This window comes from Tardiphaga sp. 866_E4_N1_4 (assembly GCF_052076075.1).
In the GTDB taxonomy this organism is placed as follows: domain Bacteria; phylum Pseudomonadota; class Alphaproteobacteria; order Rhizobiales; family Xanthobacteraceae; genus Tardiphaga; species Tardiphaga robiniae.
Genome location: NZ_CP197242.1, coordinates 6,662,739 through 6,677,187, shown reverse-complemented (window position 1 = coordinate 6,677,187; position 14,449 = coordinate 6,662,739). Strand labels below are relative to the sequence as shown.

General features: G+C 60.5%; 14 protein-coding genes. 6 read left to right on the top strand and 8 right to left on the bottom strand.

Annotation, left to right across the window (positions count from 1 at the left end; translation table 11 throughout):
• The first annotated feature begins 952 nt into the window (after positions 1-952).
• The 3 genes from AB8B20_RS31890 to AB8B20_RS31880 all read left to right on the top strand — a co-directional run bounded on the left by AB8B20_RS31890 (position 953) and on the right by AB8B20_RS31880 (position 4,349).
• On the top strand, positions 953-2,365 hold the full coding sequence (locus AB8B20_RS31890) for an AAA family ATPase (protein WP_439071069.1): 1,413 nt from the start codon (positions 953-955) through the stop codon (positions 2,363-2,365).
• A 333-nt stretch (positions 2,366-2,698) separates the two neighbouring features.
• The gene (locus AB8B20_RS31885) at positions 2,699-3,079 is read left to right on the top strand and encodes a transcriptional regulator (protein WP_439071068.1); all 381 of its coding nucleotides are present in this window, start codon (positions 2,699-2,701) and stop codon (positions 3,077-3,079) included.
• Positions 3,069-4,349 carry a type II toxin-antitoxin system HipA family toxin gene (locus AB8B20_RS31880; RefSeq protein ID WP_439071067.1) on the top strand — a complete coding sequence of 427 codons (1,281 nt, stop codon included), beginning with the start codon at positions 3,069-3,071 and terminating at the stop codon, positions 4,347-4,349. The genes AB8B20_RS31885 and AB8B20_RS31880 overlap by 11 nt, the downstream gene beginning before the upstream one ends.
• 18 nt (positions 4,350-4,367) lie before the next feature.
• Here AB8B20_RS31880 and AB8B20_RS31875 read toward each other — a convergent pair whose 3' ends face one another.
• On the bottom strand, positions 4,368-4,628 hold the full coding sequence (locus tag AB8B20_RS31875) for a hypothetical protein (RefSeq protein WP_439071066.1): 261 nt from the start codon (positions 4,626-4,628) through the stop codon (positions 4,368-4,370).
• Between AB8B20_RS31875 and AB8B20_RS31870 the strand changes: the two genes are divergently transcribed.
• On the top strand, positions 4,627-5,388 hold the full coding sequence (locus AB8B20_RS31870; protein WP_439071065.1) for a hypothetical protein: 762 nt from the start codon (positions 4,627-4,629) through the stop codon (positions 5,386-5,388). The two genes, AB8B20_RS31875 and AB8B20_RS31870, sit on opposite strands and share 2 nt — an antisense overlap.
• A gap of 579 nt (positions 5,389-5,967) precedes the next feature.
• On the opposite strand, the gene AB8B20_RS31865 is transcribed toward AB8B20_RS31870, so the two are convergent.
• From AB8B20_RS31865 to AB8B20_RS31840, 6 genes are all read right to left on the bottom strand, one after another.
• A complete protein-coding gene (locus AB8B20_RS31865) occupies positions 5,968-7,086 on the bottom strand; it encodes a cobalamin-independent methionine synthase II family protein (RefSeq protein WP_439071064.1) in 1,119 nt (372 codons plus the stop codon).
• Between the two features lie 31 nt (positions 7,087-7,117).
• A complete protein-coding gene (locus AB8B20_RS31860) occupies positions 7,118-7,864 on the bottom strand; it encodes an ABC transporter ATP-binding protein (protein WP_439071063.1) in 747 nt (248 codons plus the stop codon).
• On the bottom strand, positions 7,857-8,609 hold the full coding sequence (locus tag AB8B20_RS31855; RefSeq protein ID WP_439071062.1) for an ABC transporter ATP-binding protein: 753 nt from the start codon (positions 8,607-8,609) through the stop codon (positions 7,857-7,859). Before AB8B20_RS31855 ends, AB8B20_RS31860 begins: the two co-directional genes overlap by 8 nt.
• Positions 8,606-9,649, bottom strand: a complete 1,044-nt coding sequence (locus AB8B20_RS31850) for a branched-chain amino acid ABC transporter permease (RefSeq protein WP_439071061.1) — start codon at positions 9,647-9,649, stop codon at positions 8,606-8,608. The genes AB8B20_RS31855 and AB8B20_RS31850 overlap by 4 nt, the downstream gene beginning before the upstream one ends.
• A 7-nt stretch (positions 9,650-9,656) precedes the next feature.
• Positions 9,657-10,523: a branched-chain amino acid ABC transporter permease gene (locus tag AB8B20_RS31845; RefSeq protein ID WP_439071060.1), complete on the bottom strand. Its 867-nt coding sequence runs from the start codon at positions 10,521-10,523 to the stop codon at positions 9,657-9,659.
• Between the two features lie 191 nt (positions 10,524-10,714).
• Positions 10,715-11,884 carry an ABC transporter substrate-binding protein gene (locus AB8B20_RS31840; protein ID WP_439071059.1) on the bottom strand — a complete coding sequence of 390 codons (1,170 nt, stop codon included), beginning with the start codon at positions 11,882-11,884 and terminating at the stop codon, positions 10,715-10,717.
• A 232-nt stretch (positions 11,885-12,116) separates the two neighbouring features.
• On the opposite strand from AB8B20_RS31840, the gene AB8B20_RS31835 reads away from it, so the two are divergent.
• Positions 12,117-12,608 carry a MarR family winged helix-turn-helix transcriptional regulator gene (locus tag AB8B20_RS31835; RefSeq protein WP_439071058.1) on the top strand — a complete coding sequence of 164 codons (492 nt, stop codon included), beginning with the start codon at positions 12,117-12,119 and terminating at the stop codon, positions 12,606-12,608.
• A 656-nt stretch (positions 12,609-13,264) separates the two neighbouring features.
• Positions 13,265-13,528: a hypothetical protein gene (locus tag AB8B20_RS31830; RefSeq protein ID WP_439071057.1), complete on the top strand. Its 264-nt coding sequence runs from the start codon at positions 13,265-13,267 to the stop codon at positions 13,526-13,528.
• A gap of 18 nt (positions 13,529-13,546) precedes the next feature.
• Here the strand turns inward: AB8B20_RS31830 and purU are convergent, their stop codons facing one another.
• Positions 13,547-14,422, bottom strand: a complete 876-nt coding sequence (purU, locus tag AB8B20_RS31825; RefSeq protein WP_439071056.1) for a formyltetrahydrofolate deformylase — start codon at positions 14,420-14,422, stop codon at positions 13,547-13,549.
• Between the last annotated feature and the right edge of the window lie 27 nt (positions 14,423-14,449).

Sequence of the window (14,449 nt, the reverse complement as noted above, 5' to 3'; positions counted from 1 at the left end):
CCCCCATTACTGCGCTAAACGGCGTTGACGATTGAATCGCTTCCAGATCTCCTTCGAAAGCAATTTCCGGACTGTCGTTTCGATGGTGACAGTATCGCTGCCTCGCGGAAGTGCTTCCCATCGGGGCCCGAGAGACGATGAGACCGGCCGACTCGATTGCAGATCCGACGGCAGCGTGCACGTCCGGGAGGTGAACATCTCCTGGATTGTTGACCGGGTTCGGCGCTGTCGGGGCCGCTCAAGATCAAAGAGCCGGATCCTGGAATCCCCCTCCCAAGATCCTGCCGGCTGCGGTCTCACGTCGGAAGGGGCGGTACTGATGGGCAAGACTTTACGCCGAATTTCGACCGCATCGTCGCGTCAGGGCCGACCCGGCGCCGGCCGGCCACATTCCTGGTCAGTAGAGCGATCCCGGATAGGAATGTGCGGGGGCATTACACGATCGTCACCGTTCTGAACGGCGCGGATCAGTTTGAAAGAGATAAACTGTCCGGATGGCTGACGGCGATGCTGCGCGGCACGTCCGGAACATCAGCCGCTGCGCCCACGTCCGTATCTTCTTGCCGCTGTCATCGCTGGGGGCGGCGGCCGGCAGCAAGGGTTCATTTTCGGCACTTGGAAAAAACCGCCGCCTCGACCATCGGCAAATGTCACGCTCCACAAAAAACGACCTCGACACATCCGTTCGGTTCAGTCATCGAGCGGCCGAACAAGGCTGCCGACAGATCTCAAGTTCATAATTTGCCGCCGATACTCGGACTTGTGATCCGGTCGTTTTGCCTAGTCGTGAGAGATCATCCGAAAATCGCCTGCGATCAGAATGCCGACCTCGTCGTGGGTCCGGTTCTTCCCGCTTTTGCTTGTCTCAAATTCGAACTATTCCGCGCGCAGTCTGCCGAGGATTCTGCGCTACGCCTTACTTGTGCGGAACGAATTCGCGAGCGATACGGCTTTGCGCCTCCTCGCGGAGATCGATGCGATATGTCCCGACCTTGCGCAGGCCACGACGTGGGCGCTCGTCGTCAATGAAGATACCGGCCTCCCCCTCGCCGACGAACTGGATCGTCTTTCCGTGGTCCGTGACCTGCCGCTCCTGCGCTCGCTCGGCGACTGCGTCCGCATGCTGTCGCTGACCCTGCCGTGCGGCGCGGAGCGCTTCGAAGCATTCCGGCGTGTCGGCCGCACCATGCTTCTTGCCTTTGATCAGGTCGCCTCGACGCTTGACGATCAGCAACGCTTCGAACTCGAGCAGGTCGCATATGGCTGGGCCGCGTGTCCCGTTGCCACCCGCTTCGACGGCGCCGGCGGCTCATGGCCGGCCGCGAAGAGCGCGATGGATCTCGGCCGTCAAATGGTGCGGTACCGGATCCGCGCGGCCAAAATCGATACCGCACGCCGCATCCGGGAAGACATCGAACGGCAACAGGAGGCGGCCAGGCCACCGGTGCCTCCCGGACCTTCCGGAAGCGATCCGACATCATCCAGCGCAATCGTCGGGCCGGCTGCGCTCCATCGTGTCGTTGTCGGGCGCATCGATGACGCCGCGATCAAGACCCACAAATTCATCCAGCCGGTCGGGAAGATTCTCAACACCGCGCTGCCGCTTGTCGAGACGCCGGCTCTCGATCAGGTCCGTAATACCCTGGCGGCTGAGTTTCCATATGCGATCGATGTGATCGACTTTGCGCTCGCCGACCTGATCGGGCGGCCGACCGCGCATTTCCGACCGCTTCTGCTCGTCGGCGACCCGGGCGCCGGCAAATCATACTTTGGTCGCCGTCTCGGCGAAGTCCTTGGTTTGACGATCTGGCGTATCGACGCCGCACAATCAGACGGCAATTCTTTCGGGGGGACCGATCGGCGTTGGCATTCGGCAGAGCCCTGCCACCCGCTACTCGCGATCGCTCGTGGCGGAAACGCCAATCCGATGATCCTGATCGACGAACTGGAGAAAGCCGGCACGCGGAGCGACTATGGCCGGCTGTGGGATTGCCTGCTCGGCCTGCTCGAGCCCGAAACCAGTGCTCGCTATCCGGATCCTGCCCTGCAGATCACGCTAGACCTAACCCACGTGAGCTACGTGGCGACCGCAAATGCCGTGGATCCCATACCACCTCCGCTTCGCGACCGCTTCCGGATCGTCTCCTTTCCGAAGCCCTCCCGCGCTGACCTCGACGCACTGCTGCCGGCACTGCTCCAAAGCTATGCCGGCGACCGCGAGTTGGACCGCAGCTGGATCCCTCCGGTCGGCCCCGATGAGCGGGTCGTCATCGCCGAGGCCTGGCGCGGAGGCTCGGTGCGTCGCCTGCGTCGCATTCTTGAAGCGATCCTCCGGACGCGGGATCAAAGTGCAAGCAGGCACTGATCAGATCAGAGTAAAGACGCTCCGTCCAAACCGCTGGGCACGATTCTGGTCGCGATCAACCGCTGGGAATTCGATGGCGAAGGCGTGTCCGGAAGATCGATGCGTTGTTCGCGTCGATGAGACGATGGTCGCTTTCGAGCGGCCCCCCCCCCTTTCGATCATGACCGTCTGTCGGGCGCGATCACACTGAAGACGATGAAGTCCACGGAACGGTACCGCCCGGTCGGCCAAGCTATCCGGAAATAAGATCATCTAAGGAATGAGTTCGCACCGACATGAACTCATGGGATCAAAGGGTCGTAGATCAATGACAACCTGCATGCGGAGCCATCAATGGACCATATGATACCTCACCGTCTATCCGTGAGCTTATCCCCAATACCTGAAACCGTTCGTCCGCTATCGCCCTATGCCGTTGATGCGGTGACCCTGCTCGGTCGGCTTCTTCAAAAAACGCGTAGCGAGAGCAAGCTGAAAACGACGGAGGTGTCGGAGCGGCCGGGGATTTCACGCGATCGTCCGCGCCGCTTGGAGGCCGACGATCCGCGCTGCACGATCAGTGCGGCATTTGATGTGGTGACAATCGTCGGCTTGCCCCTTTTCAACTCCGATCAGGCGACCATGCCCCGCATATTGGCTTTCAACCGTGAAGTAATGACACTCATTCCGAAATCAGTGCGGACGTCGCGTATCGAGATCGACGATGATTTCTGATCCTCAATACAGCCGGGCGTATGTATGGACCTGGCTGCCGGGCCACACGCAGCCTGTCGTCGCAGGCCTCGTCACCTCGAATGATCGGCAACTGCTTTTCAGCTACGGGCGGAGCTATCTTGCCCGGAAAAACGCCATCCCGCTGTACGAACCAGAGCTGCCCCTGAACAGCGGGGTCCGGCCGCTTCCGGACGGCCTCAATATTCCCAACTGCATCCGAGACGCGGCACCTGACGCTTGGGGACGCCGCGTCATCCTCAATCGGAAATTCGGAGCACGCGGAAAGGAGATCGACCCGGGGAATATCGACGAGCTGACCTTCCTTCTGGAGTCCGGTTCGGATCGTATCGGTGCGCTCGACTTCCAGGCGACCTCTTCAGACTACCTCGCCCGCGAAGGCCAAGGTGCGTCGCTTGAAGAGTTGTCGAATGCGGCCGCGCTTGTGGACAAAGGAATACCGCTTACTCCCGAGCTCAACTATGCCTCGTTTGATGGAAGCACCATCGGCGGAGCGCGCCCAAAAGCGACGATTACAGCGGATGATGCCAAATTCATCGCGAAGTTTTCTTCTGCGACCGACCTTTACAGCGTCGTGAAGGCCGAATTCATCGCGATGCGGCTGGCGGCCGAGGTCGGCCTAACGGCCGCACCCGTCCGTATGGAGAAGGCAGCAGGCCAAGATGTGCTGCTCATCCGACGCTTTGATCGTGAAAAAGACGAGAACGGATGGCTCCGCAAGGCCATGGTTTCCGCTTTGACGCTGCTTGAACTCGATGAGTTGATGGCGCGCTACGCCAGTTACGAAAACCTTGCGACGATCATCCGGCATCGGTTCGGCACGCCGAAGGAAACACTCCGGGAGCTTTTCTCCCGCATGCTCTTCAATGTGCTTTGCGGTAACACGGACGACCACGCGCGAAACCACGCGGCATTCTGGAACGGCAAGAGGCTTTCACTTACGCCGGCTTACGATATCTGTCCGCAAAACCGTACAGGCGGCGAAGCCACGCAGGCCATGTTCATTCAGGGACAAGATCGAAGGAGCCAGATTGCCGTTTGCCTGAAGGCTGCGCCATTGTTTTTGCTCTCCGAGATCGATGCGCTGGACATAGCCGTCAAGCAAATCAAAACCATCAAGGAGCGATGGTCCGACGTGTGCCATGAAGCGCAACTCAGTCAGGTGGATCGGAATCTCTTGTGGCGTCGTCAGTTTCTCCATCCCTATGCGTTTGCGGGAGCTCCGGAAGCGATAACGAACCTTGTCGAATAAGACGGCGTGCGAGCTCGATCATTCTTCGCTGAGCAGCAAGAGTTCCAAATCACCACACCGGCATTCGACCGAACTGCCGACCCGGCCCGCCGCAAGCGCCCCGATCTCGACGAGAGTTGTTGCGATCCGGACAGTGGTTTTTCGCATTTTCGACAAAGCCGTTAAATCACGCTGACGTAGCCTCTTCATGCGCGACATTACACAGGTGTAACCGGCGCGAACACGCAGTCCCTCTGGATCAAGCCGTCGCCTGTTGGAAGATGACAGATGCGCTTTCATGCCTTTGATCCGCGCCAATTGGACTGCAGACCGGCGCGCGTTGATCACTCTCCGGATCTCAGGACGACCGTTCTTCCGTCGTGCCGATGATGTCGCGCCGTCGTTTCAGCGCCTCATGCACCAACTTGCGCAAAAGACAGAAAATAATTTACTGGGAGCGATTTTCTCAATCGGTGATTTTCCAATCAACGTCTGGAATATTCGCGTTGCGTTCATGCACCTGCCGTCGCCGCCGCTGAGCTTCAGGCACTTGCGCCGGCATTACTTCCGTCAAACTATAAATGTGTGGCTGAACAACGCTACGCTCATCGGACTGGAAAAAAGGAAGGACTGCATGACCCATTCATCGAATCCCGTCACCGGATACTCATCCGCCGTAAGTGAACAGGTCTCATCCGAACATGACGTCTTCTGCACAAAAGCCCACGTCAAGGCCGTGCCCATCTCGGCTGCTCCGGACGAAGACGCGATCGGCGGGGTCCTCATTCTCGACGCACCATCCATATGTGTTGGAGGCTTACCCACTGAAGAAATGCAAGAGGACGCTTCTGATTCCGCCTTTGCTCAGCTTGGTGAGGTAGAGCACACGCTGTATCAGTTCGACATGCCTGCGTCGTTCTTCTGCGCGCAGATCCGACGCTTCTGGGGTTCGCGTTCACCGTTCTCGAAACAGTGCAGAGTTTCGTGGATGACTGCGACATCAAATCACCTGTCTCACTCGAGGAGCGACTCGATGAAGATCAACGGTGGCGTGACCTGATGCTGTCCATCGCAGGAGATCCCGCCAAGCAAAAGCTGAGCCACGCTGTATGCGACATGGAACTTGACCTCGCACGTGACAGGATTTCCTGGATGTTAGACGGAGGCCGTACGTATTAATCACTTCTCTTCCAACTAAGTCCGGGGCGAGGCAATTGTCGGCTTAGAGCGCCTTCTCCGACGAATCTCGCCGCCGACAATGCCGAATCCACGCGTCCATTCCGAGCAGCGGCGCAGGCCGTCAACACCGTCGACACTTCAACCTCTTCCGGACACCGGCAGCATCAATATTGCTCAGCGAAAGGATCCGAATTTGAATGAGTAACGCAGTAACCTTCAGCTTGGCTCGTCATTCTTTGCGCTGGAAACGTGTAAGATTTCAATGCGGCCTGGCGCCCGGCCGAAGACGAACGAATGTCCGGCCACCTTCGGGGCCGGTTGGACCACCGGACCGGCCGGCTGCTTCGGTTCCTGCAATCGACTGAAGGCGAAGCAGGAAGCCGAGGATGCCCTGACCATGCTCACGATCGAGATAGGTCATTGCGGCCCGATGGCCTCTCTTAAGTTCAGCCAGCCGAACCTATTTCCCCCACAGCTCGTTCGCTACATCGACAGCGAGCTTGAGCTTTGCCCACTGCTCGTCTTCGCTGAGGATGTTGCCCTCTTCCGTGGACGCGAAGCCGCATTGGGGGGAGACCGCGAGCTGATCGAGCGGCGCGAACTTGGCGGCTTCATCCAGGCGCGCCTTGATGTCTTCCTTCTTTTCGAGCTCACCGAACTTTGAGGTTATGACGCCGACCACAACAACCTTGTTGCCCTTAGGAAGGAAGCGCAGCGGCTCGAAGCCGCCGGCGCGGTCCGAATCGTACTCGAGGAAGTAGCCGTCGTAATTGGTGCCGGCGAGCAGCGTTTCAGCCACCGGCTCGTAGCCGCCGGACGAAATCCAGGTAGAGCGGAAGTTGCCGCGGCAGACATGGGTGGTGATCACCATGTCGGCGGGGCGCTCGGCGATCGCGTAGTTGATGATCCGAGAATAGATCTGCTGCAGATTGTCGGCGTCCTCGCCGCGGGCGCGAACCTTGTTCAACTCGTCTTCCGAGCAGAGATAAGCCCAGACCGTGTCGTCGAACTGCAGATAGCGGCAGCCGGCGTCGTAGAACGCCTTCACGGCCTTGCGATAGGTCTTGGCGAGATCCTCGAAGAACACTTCGATATCCGGATAGACCTCCTTCGAGATCGCTTTGCGACCGCCGCGGAAATGCAGAACTGCCGGCGACGGGATGGTCATTTTCGCGGTGACACCAGCGGTGTCGCAATGCTTCTTCAGGAACTTGAAGTGCGCCAGCATCGGATGGTCATCCGGGAAGTCCAGCTTGCCGATTACGCGCACCGAGTCATGACGGGTCTCGACGCCGGTGAACTGGATGCCGGTGTCGGGGTGATAGAGTTCGCAGCCGGTCAGCTTGGCGAGGAAGTCGAAGTGCCACCACGAACGACGGAACTCACCGTCGGTGGCGAGCTTGAGGCCAGTCGAGGCCTGGCGATGCACCACCTTCTCGATCTCGATGTCTTCGACCTTGCGCAGGTCGTCGGCCGAAATCTCGCCCTTCTCCAGCTTGGCGCGCGCCTCCTTGATCGACGCGGGGCGCAACAGGCTGCCGACTTCGTCGGCACGGAATGGGGCTTTGGTTCTCTGCATAGTCGTTACTCCAGAATGCTTGGTTTGCAGATCAGCCGGTTGTGCCGGCCGTGTGTTTATTCTTGCTGCCGGCCGCGCCGGCGACGCCGAGGAAATGCTCCAGCACGGCGGGATCGGATTTCAGCGCCGCGCTCGTTGCATCATGCACGATGGCGCCGCGTTCCAATATCACGACACGATCGGCGAGCCCGAGTATTTTTTGGGCATTTTGTTCCACGATAATGGAACAGATGCCGCCGGCGCGTGTGATCTTGCCCAGCGCTGCCAGCAATTCATCGACGATGATCGGTGCGAGGCCTTCGGTCGGTTCGTCCAGCAGCAGCACCTGCGGATTGAGCGTCAGCGCACGGCCGATCGCCAGCATCTGCTGTTCGCCGCCGGACAGCTGATTACCGAAATTGTTCTTGCGCTCTTCGAGCCGCGGAAACATCTCGTAGATCTTCTTGACGTCCCATGGCCCGGGCTGCGCCACGGCGGTCATGTTTTCTTCCACGGTGAGCGAGCGGAAGATATTGCGCTCCTGCGGCACCCAGCCGATGCCGGCGCGGGCGCGCTGATCCGGCCGCAGCGACGTGATGTCTTTTCCGCCGAGCTTCAACGTCCCGCTGAAGCGGCGGGTGACGCCGACGATGGAATTAACCAGCGTGGTCTTGCCGGTGCCGTTGCGTCCCAGCAGTGCCAGCACCTGGCTTTCGCCGAGCTGCAGCGTCATCTTCGGAATGACCACTGCTTCGCCATAACCGGCGCGCAGGTCATTGATGTCGAGAAGATCAGACATCGGCGCCCTCGCCCAGATACACCGCCTTGACGCGCGGGTCGCGTGCGACTTCATCCGGCGGGCCTTCCACCAGCATGGCGCCCGCAACCAGCACCGATATGCGATCGGCAAAGGAAAAAACCAGATCCATGTCATGCTCGATCAGCAGCACCGTGACATCGCGCGGCAGGCCGGCGACTGCAGAGAGAATATCGTGGCGCTCGCTTTCCGGCACACCTGCAGCCGGCTCGTCGAGCAGCAGTACACGTGGCTTGGTGGCAATAGCGACGGCGATTTCAAGAAGGCGCTGCTTGCCATAAGGTAATGTCGCCGTCGGCTCATTCATGACGTCGAGCAGATTAAAGCGCGCAAGGTTTTCGGCGATCTCGTCATTGACGTCGCTGCGGGTGCCCATGCGACGCCACCAGTCGCTGCCATGGCCGAGATGTTCGGACACGGCGAGACCGACCGTCTCCAGCGGCGTCATGTCGGGATAGAGCTGGTTGATTTGGAAGGTGCGCGACAACCCGCGCAACACGCGCTTGTGCACCGGCAGGCCGGTGATGTCGTTGCCCTCCAGCAGGATGCGTCCGGAATTAGGCTTCAACACGCCGGTCAGCAGGTTGATCACGGTGGTCTTGCCGGCACCGTTCGGGCCGATCAGCGCATGGCGCGCACCGGCCTCGATCTTCAGCGACAGGTCGCGCGTGACCCGGAGCCCACCGAAAGACTTTTCGAGATTGACGGTTTCCAGCGCGATGGTCATGGCGCCTCACTTTCCGGCGCAATGACCGGCGCCTTGGCGCGCCCGAACTTGCTCGCGATCAGGCGTGGCAGGAACATCGCCCAGCGATGCATGCGGTCGCGGCCGATCAGCACGATGATCACCAACACAGCACCGATCCAGAATTGCCAGTATTGCGGCGTCAGCGTCGAGAACAGCTCCTGCAGCAGTTTGAAGATCACCGCACCGATCAACCCGCCATAGAGATAACCGGTGCCGCCAATGATCAGTACCAGCATCAAGTCAGCCGAGCGATCGAAGGCGAACCCATCGAGCGAGGCCAGCGCGGTAGTCTGCGTCGACAGTGCACCGGCAACACCCGCATAGAAGGCGGCGATGGTGTAGATCGCGATCAGTCGGCGATTGACGGGAATGCCGATCGCCGAGGCACGCAGCGGATTGTTGCGGATCGCGCGGAGCGACAGGCCAAATGGCGAATGCACGATGCGGCGCGCCAGCAGGAACATGACGAACAGCACGCAGAGGCAATAGATGAAGCCGACCTTGCCGAAAATGTCGAAGGAGAACTGGCCGAGGATCGGGGCCATCTCGATGCCTTGAAGGCCATCGGAGCCGCCTGTGATATTGGAGAAGCGGTTGGCGAGTTCGCGCAGCAACAGCGCGATTCCGAGTGTCACCATCAGCCGCGTCAGATCCGAACCGCGCATGACAAGGAAGCTCGTCACGAAGCCAAGCGCCATCGCGGCAAGACCAGCAACGACCAATGCAATCACCGGTTCGGTGACGATGCCGTGCAATGCCAGCAAACCCGCCGCATAACCGCCGAAACCGAAGAATGCAGCATGGCCGAGCGAAACGATGCCGGCATAGCCGAGGATCAAATCCAACGACAACGCGAACAGCGCAAGCCACGCGATCTCCGTCAGGATCAGGTAGCGGTTCGGGAACAGCAGGATGCAGCCTGCGGCGGCGAGCCAGAACACGACTTCGGGCCAGCGCCATTGCGCACGCGCCATGGCGAAGGTGCCGACTTCCGGATGGGTGGTACTATTCGCTGTCATGATCCTCTCACCGCGCCGCGGTGCGGCCGAACAGGCCGTTCGGGCGCCAGATCAGGATCACGATCATCATGGTGTAGATCACGAAGGCGCCGAGCTTCGGCACGTAATATTTGCCGGCGACATCGCCGATGCCCAGCAGCAGCGAAGCCAGGAACGGCCCGGTGATGCTGGACGAACCGCCGACGGTCACCACGATCAGAAAGTAGATCATGAACTTCAGCGGGAAATACGGATCGAGGCCGAGGATCTCGGCACCAAGCGCCCCGCCCAATCCGGCAAGCCCGCAACCGAAAGCAAAGGTCAGCGCGAAGACCTGCGGCACGTTGATGCCGAGACCGGACGCAGCCCGCGGATCATCGACCGCAGCACGCAACCGGCTGCCGAAGCGGGTCTTGGACAGGATCATCTGCAGCGCTACCGTGAGCAGTCCGCAGATGACGATGATCATCAGCCGATAGCGACCGACGCCGAGGCCGAACAGATTGATCTGGCCCTGCAAATAATCCGGCAGATGGATGAAGGTCTGCGACGAACCCATGAAGTAGTCCACCGCCGTCACCGACATGAAGACGAGACCGATGGTGAACAGCACTTGATCGAGATGACTGCGCGTATAGAGGTGCCGATAGAGCGAACGCTCAAGCAGCGCGCCGATGGCCGCGCTCGCCACAAAGGCGATGGGCAAGGCCGCGAAGAACGGCAATCCGGAGCGATTGACCAGAATGGCGCAGATATAGCCCCCGGCCATGGCGAACGCGCCATGGGCGAGATTGACGAAGTTCATCAGCCCCAGCGTCACCGCCAGCCCGCACGCCAGCACGAACAGCAACATGCCGTAGGCGACGCCGTCGAACAGAATGGTGAGAAGGGTCATGAAACGACAGGTGCTTTCTATCTTGACTCTCCCTCTTGCGGGGAGGGTGGCCGGCCGCGAGGCCGGTCGGGTGGGGGTGGCGCCACCTGGAGAGCGGCGCGTGCGGCGCCCCCACCTACCCCTCCCCACGCAAGCGCGGGGTAGGGAAATTGCCGATGGCGGAGCTTGCTACGCTTCCGAAAAAGTGTCGCTTACTTCTTCGTCTTGCCGGGATCCTTTACCGCCTCGAACGTCGCGAATTCGATGTTGTAGAGTTCGCCGTCGACCTTCTCGACCTTGCGGATATAGATGTTCTGCACGATGTCACGGGTCTCCGGATCGATCGAGATCGGGCCGCGCGGGCTCTCCCACTTCATGCCCTTCATCGCAGCGATCAGGCTGTCACCGTCGGCCTTGCCGCCGGTCTTCTTCAGCGCTTCGTAGACGAGGTGGATGCCGTCCCAGCCGCCGACGGCCATGAAGCCCGGACGGGTGTTATAGGCCTTCTTGTAGGCCGCAACGAAGTCCTTGTTCATCGCCGAGGGATGCGCTGCCGAATACAGATGTGCGGTCACGGCGCCGAGCGCTGCATCGCCCATGTTGTTCAGCAGGTCGTCGTCCATCACGTCGCCCGGTCCGATCACCTTGATGCCGGATTTGTCGAGGCCACGCTCGGCATACTGCTTCATGAAGTTCCCGCCCTGCCCGGCGGGCACGAACACGAACACCGCGTCGGGCTTGCTGTCCTTCATGCGCTGCAGGAACGGCGCGAAATCGGGATTGGCCAGCGGCACCTTGACCTCTTCGACGATCTCGCCGCCGCCGGCGATGAAGTGTTCCTTGAAGAATTGCAGTGCGTCGTTACCCGGGGCGTAGTCGGAGGTCAGCGTCGCGACCTTCTTGATGCCGTTCTTGGCGGCCCAGTCACCGATAATGGTGGAGGACTGCGCCAGCGTGAACGAGGTGCGTACGATATAGGGCGAGCGCTCGGTGATGATCGAGGTGCCGGCAGCCATCACGATCTCCGGCACCTTCGCCTGGGTCGCGAGCGGCGCAGCGGCCAACGCGGCCGGCGTGACGCCGAAGCCGGCGATGATGTTGACCTTGTCGTTGACGATCAGTTCCTGCGCGAGGCGCTTGGTATTGTCAGGCAGCGCCGCGTCGTCCTTGAGGATGACTTCGACCTTCTTGCCGGCAACGGTGTCCCCGTTCTTCTGCTGATAGAGCTTGATGGCATTGTTGATCTGCTGGCCGGTCGAAGCCTGACCGCCGGTCATCGGCACAATCAGGCCGATCTTGACCGTCTCCTGCGCCTGCGCAAAAGCGCTGATCGACAGCACGCCGACGGCCGTCACGGTCGCGGAAATGAAATTCCTCAGCATTAATTCCTCCTCTGTAGGTGATGCCGGCTCTTCAAGGCCGTGAAGTCATAGTCCCCATACGCTATTGCCCGCGATAACGGAGCCATGTTGACCTGTCAACGGCTGGGTTGACAACACAACGCGGTCTGTTGAACTGCGTAATTCCGACGCATCGTGGCATGCTGCTAAAGTCTAGGCCAGCAGCCACGCCCGCGTGCATGTTCCTTCGTTTCAGATTGCAGATCGTCTCCAAATGACAAAGCCGGTGATCAACCATGGACGATATGTACCGGCGCTCATCAATTTCCTGGGCAACAAGCTCGCGGCGGGTGCTTCGAGTGCCTATCGGCGCGAATTCGGCGTCGGTGTCACGGAATGGCGTATCCTCTCGAAGCTCGCCAGCGAAGACGCGTGCACCGCACAACAGATTTGCCAGTATTTCGACCTCGACAAGGGTCTCGTCAGCCGCACCCTTAAATCTCTGGTCGATAACGGCAGCGTGACGGTGACCGATCTGGCCGGCGACAACAGGCGCGTCGTCATCCTGACCAAATCCGGGCGCGCGCTGCATGACCGGATCATCGAACTGGCGCTGGACCGCGAACGCGTCCTGCTGGATTGCCTCGATGAGAAGGAAGTCGAAAAGCTGATCGACATGCTGGGCCGCCTGCTGGCACAGGCACCGGCGGTCAACGCGGTACAGGTTCGCAAACCCGCGACGTCGCGGCGCAAGACGACGGCCTAACACAGAGCAGCTTTATGCGGCCACGCGCCATCGACACCCGCGCAGTGCGCTCGAGTGGCGGTCCCAAAGCTCTCCTTCGAAACGCGGGCGAGATGAATCGCCGGAAGGCGCGACTTGGTAGCAGTGCTGCTGCGTAACTGGCCGGATCGCCGGACATCAGAGGCCGCAGAAGCGCCTTTCGACGCTCCGTCGTGGATTTCTGTCCCGGGGCCGTGCTTCCGGGTACTGGCACGGGCATCGCGTCCGTCACCCGGTAGGCTTTCGCCCGCACCCAACCGGCCGCAAGCGGCAAAGCCCTGTAATGGGCCCGGACGGCTACCCCAGACCTCGCAAACGTGAGGGAACGTCACCCTCGCGCCCGCAGGCGCCCCATCCCGCCCAGCGTCAGTCGGCCCCCCACGGTAACGCTCTTTCAAGTAGACGGGTTGTATAGGATCATTTACTGGATGGAGAGGGCGCAGGATCATTTTCAATAATTCTGACAGGCGAAAGTGGCATCGCGCCGAGCGTCCTTACGATGATCGTCAACCATGGCGGGATCGCGCGAAGACCCAGTTGCGCTCAGCAAAATGACCATGGATTTGCCGTCAATTTTAGGCTAAGGACGACGCAAATCTGTTACATTTAGCAGATCGCCACAAAACCATGTTGCCGCCATGTCAGCACCCCGCCGCGTATCTGCCCTCGCCTGTCTCGTGCTACTGTCCTGCAGCCTTGGCGGTTGCGGCTCGATCAATTCGTTCATGGCTGGCGGCATGGCCGACCTGATCCCGGCATGGGCTGGCGGCCTGCCCGCCGATGCGCCGCCGCGTCCGGGCTCTCCTGAATACGAAGCCTATGCGAAGCGGCACGAGCAGCAATCCGGCGCCATGAATGGTTCGGACCCCGCCTCATCGCCGTCCACAGAAGCCGTTCGCTGATCGCGCCGACGGCGTCGCTCAGTTCATGAAAACGACTGTCTTCTTGCCGTTGAGGATCACGCGATCCTCCAGGTGATTGCGCATGGCGCGCGCCAGCACGCGGCGCTCGATGTCGCGGCCTTTGGCCACCAATTCTTCCGGCGTGTCGCGGTGGCTGATGCGCTCGACGTCCTGATCGATGATCGGACCTTCGTCGAGATCGCTGGTCACGTAATGCGCCGTGGCGCCGATCAGCTTGACACCGCGAGCATGGGCCTGGTGATAAGGCCGCGCGCCCTTGAAGCCCGGCAGGAACGAGTGGTGGATATTGATGCACTTGCCGGAGAGTTTCGCCGACATCTCGTCGGAAAGGATCTGCATGTAACGCGCCAGCACCACGAGTTCGGTTTCAGTCGTGCCGACCAAATCCCAGATCGCCTGCTCCTGCTCGCGCTTGGTCTCCTTGGTGATCGGCAAGTGGTGGAACGGGATGTCGCCGAAATCGAGATCCTTGAAGGCTTCGCGCGGATGGTTCGAGACAATCGCGGTCGGGATCATGTCGAGATCGCCGGTGCGCCAGCGATAGAGGATATCGACGAGGCAGTGATCGGACTTCGACACCAGCAGCATGACGCGGCGACGGGTCGCCCGGTCGCGCATCTGCCAGTCCATCTTAAAGCGCTCGGCGATAGCGCCGAAGCCGGTCTTCAGCGCCGCCAGCTCGACGTTCACATCCGCGGCGTTGAACACGACGCGCATGAAGAAGTGGCCGGTCTCGACATCGTTGAACTGTTGGGCATCGAGAATGTTCTGGCCATTTTGGGCCAGGAAGGTCGATACAGCGGACACGATGCCAGGGCGATCCGGACAGGACAGGGTCAGAACAAATTGATGGGATGTGGCTTGAACGGACATGGGCGGGCTGATCTGCTTCAAGTGAAC

Coding starts and splice junctions, on each gene's coding strand:
- AB8B20_RS31885 (WP_439071068.1), top strand. CDS start 2,699: ATGGACCATATGATACCTCACCGTCTATCCGTGAGCTTATCCCCAATA.
- AB8B20_RS31880 (WP_439071067.1), top strand. CDS start 3,069: ATGATTTCTGATCCTCAATACAGCCGGGCGTATGTATGGACCTGGCTG.
- AB8B20_RS31870 (WP_439071065.1), top strand. CDS start 4,627: ATGCCTTTGATCCGCGCCAATTGGACTGCAGACCGGCGCGCGTTGATC.
- AB8B20_RS31875 (WP_439071066.1), bottom strand. CDS start 4,628: ATGAAAGCGCATCTGTCATCTTCCAACAGGCGACGGCTTGATCCAGAG.
- AB8B20_RS31865 (WP_439071064.1), bottom strand. CDS start 7,086: ATGCAGAGAACCAAAGCCCCATTCCGTGCCGACGAAGTCGGCAGCCTG.
- AB8B20_RS31860 (WP_439071063.1), bottom strand. CDS start 7,864: ATGTCTGATCTTCTCGACATCAATGACCTGCGCGCCGGTTATGGCGAA.
- AB8B20_RS31855 (WP_439071062.1), bottom strand. CDS start 8,609: ATGACCATCGCGCTGGAAACCGTCAATCTCGAAAAGTCTTTCGGTGGG.
- AB8B20_RS31850 (WP_439071061.1), bottom strand. CDS start 9,649: ATGACAGCGAATAGTACCACCCATCCGGAAGTCGGCACCTTCGCCATG.
- AB8B20_RS31845 (WP_439071060.1), bottom strand. CDS start 10,523: ATGACCCTTCTCACCATTCTGTTCGACGGCGTCGCCTACGGCATGTTG.
- AB8B20_RS31840 (WP_439071059.1), bottom strand. CDS start 11,884: ATGCTGAGGAATTTCATTTCCGCGACCGTGACGGCCGTCGGCGTGCTG.
- AB8B20_RS31835 (WP_439071058.1), top strand. CDS start 12,117: ATGACAAAGCCGGTGATCAACCATGGACGATATGTACCGGCGCTCATC.
- AB8B20_RS31830 (WP_439071057.1), top strand. CDS start 13,265: ATGTCAGCACCCCGCCGCGTATCTGCCCTCGCCTGTCTCGTGCTACTG.
- purU (WP_439071056.1), bottom strand. CDS start 14,422: ATGTCCGTTCAAGCCACATCCCATCAATTTGTTCTGACCCTGTCCTGT.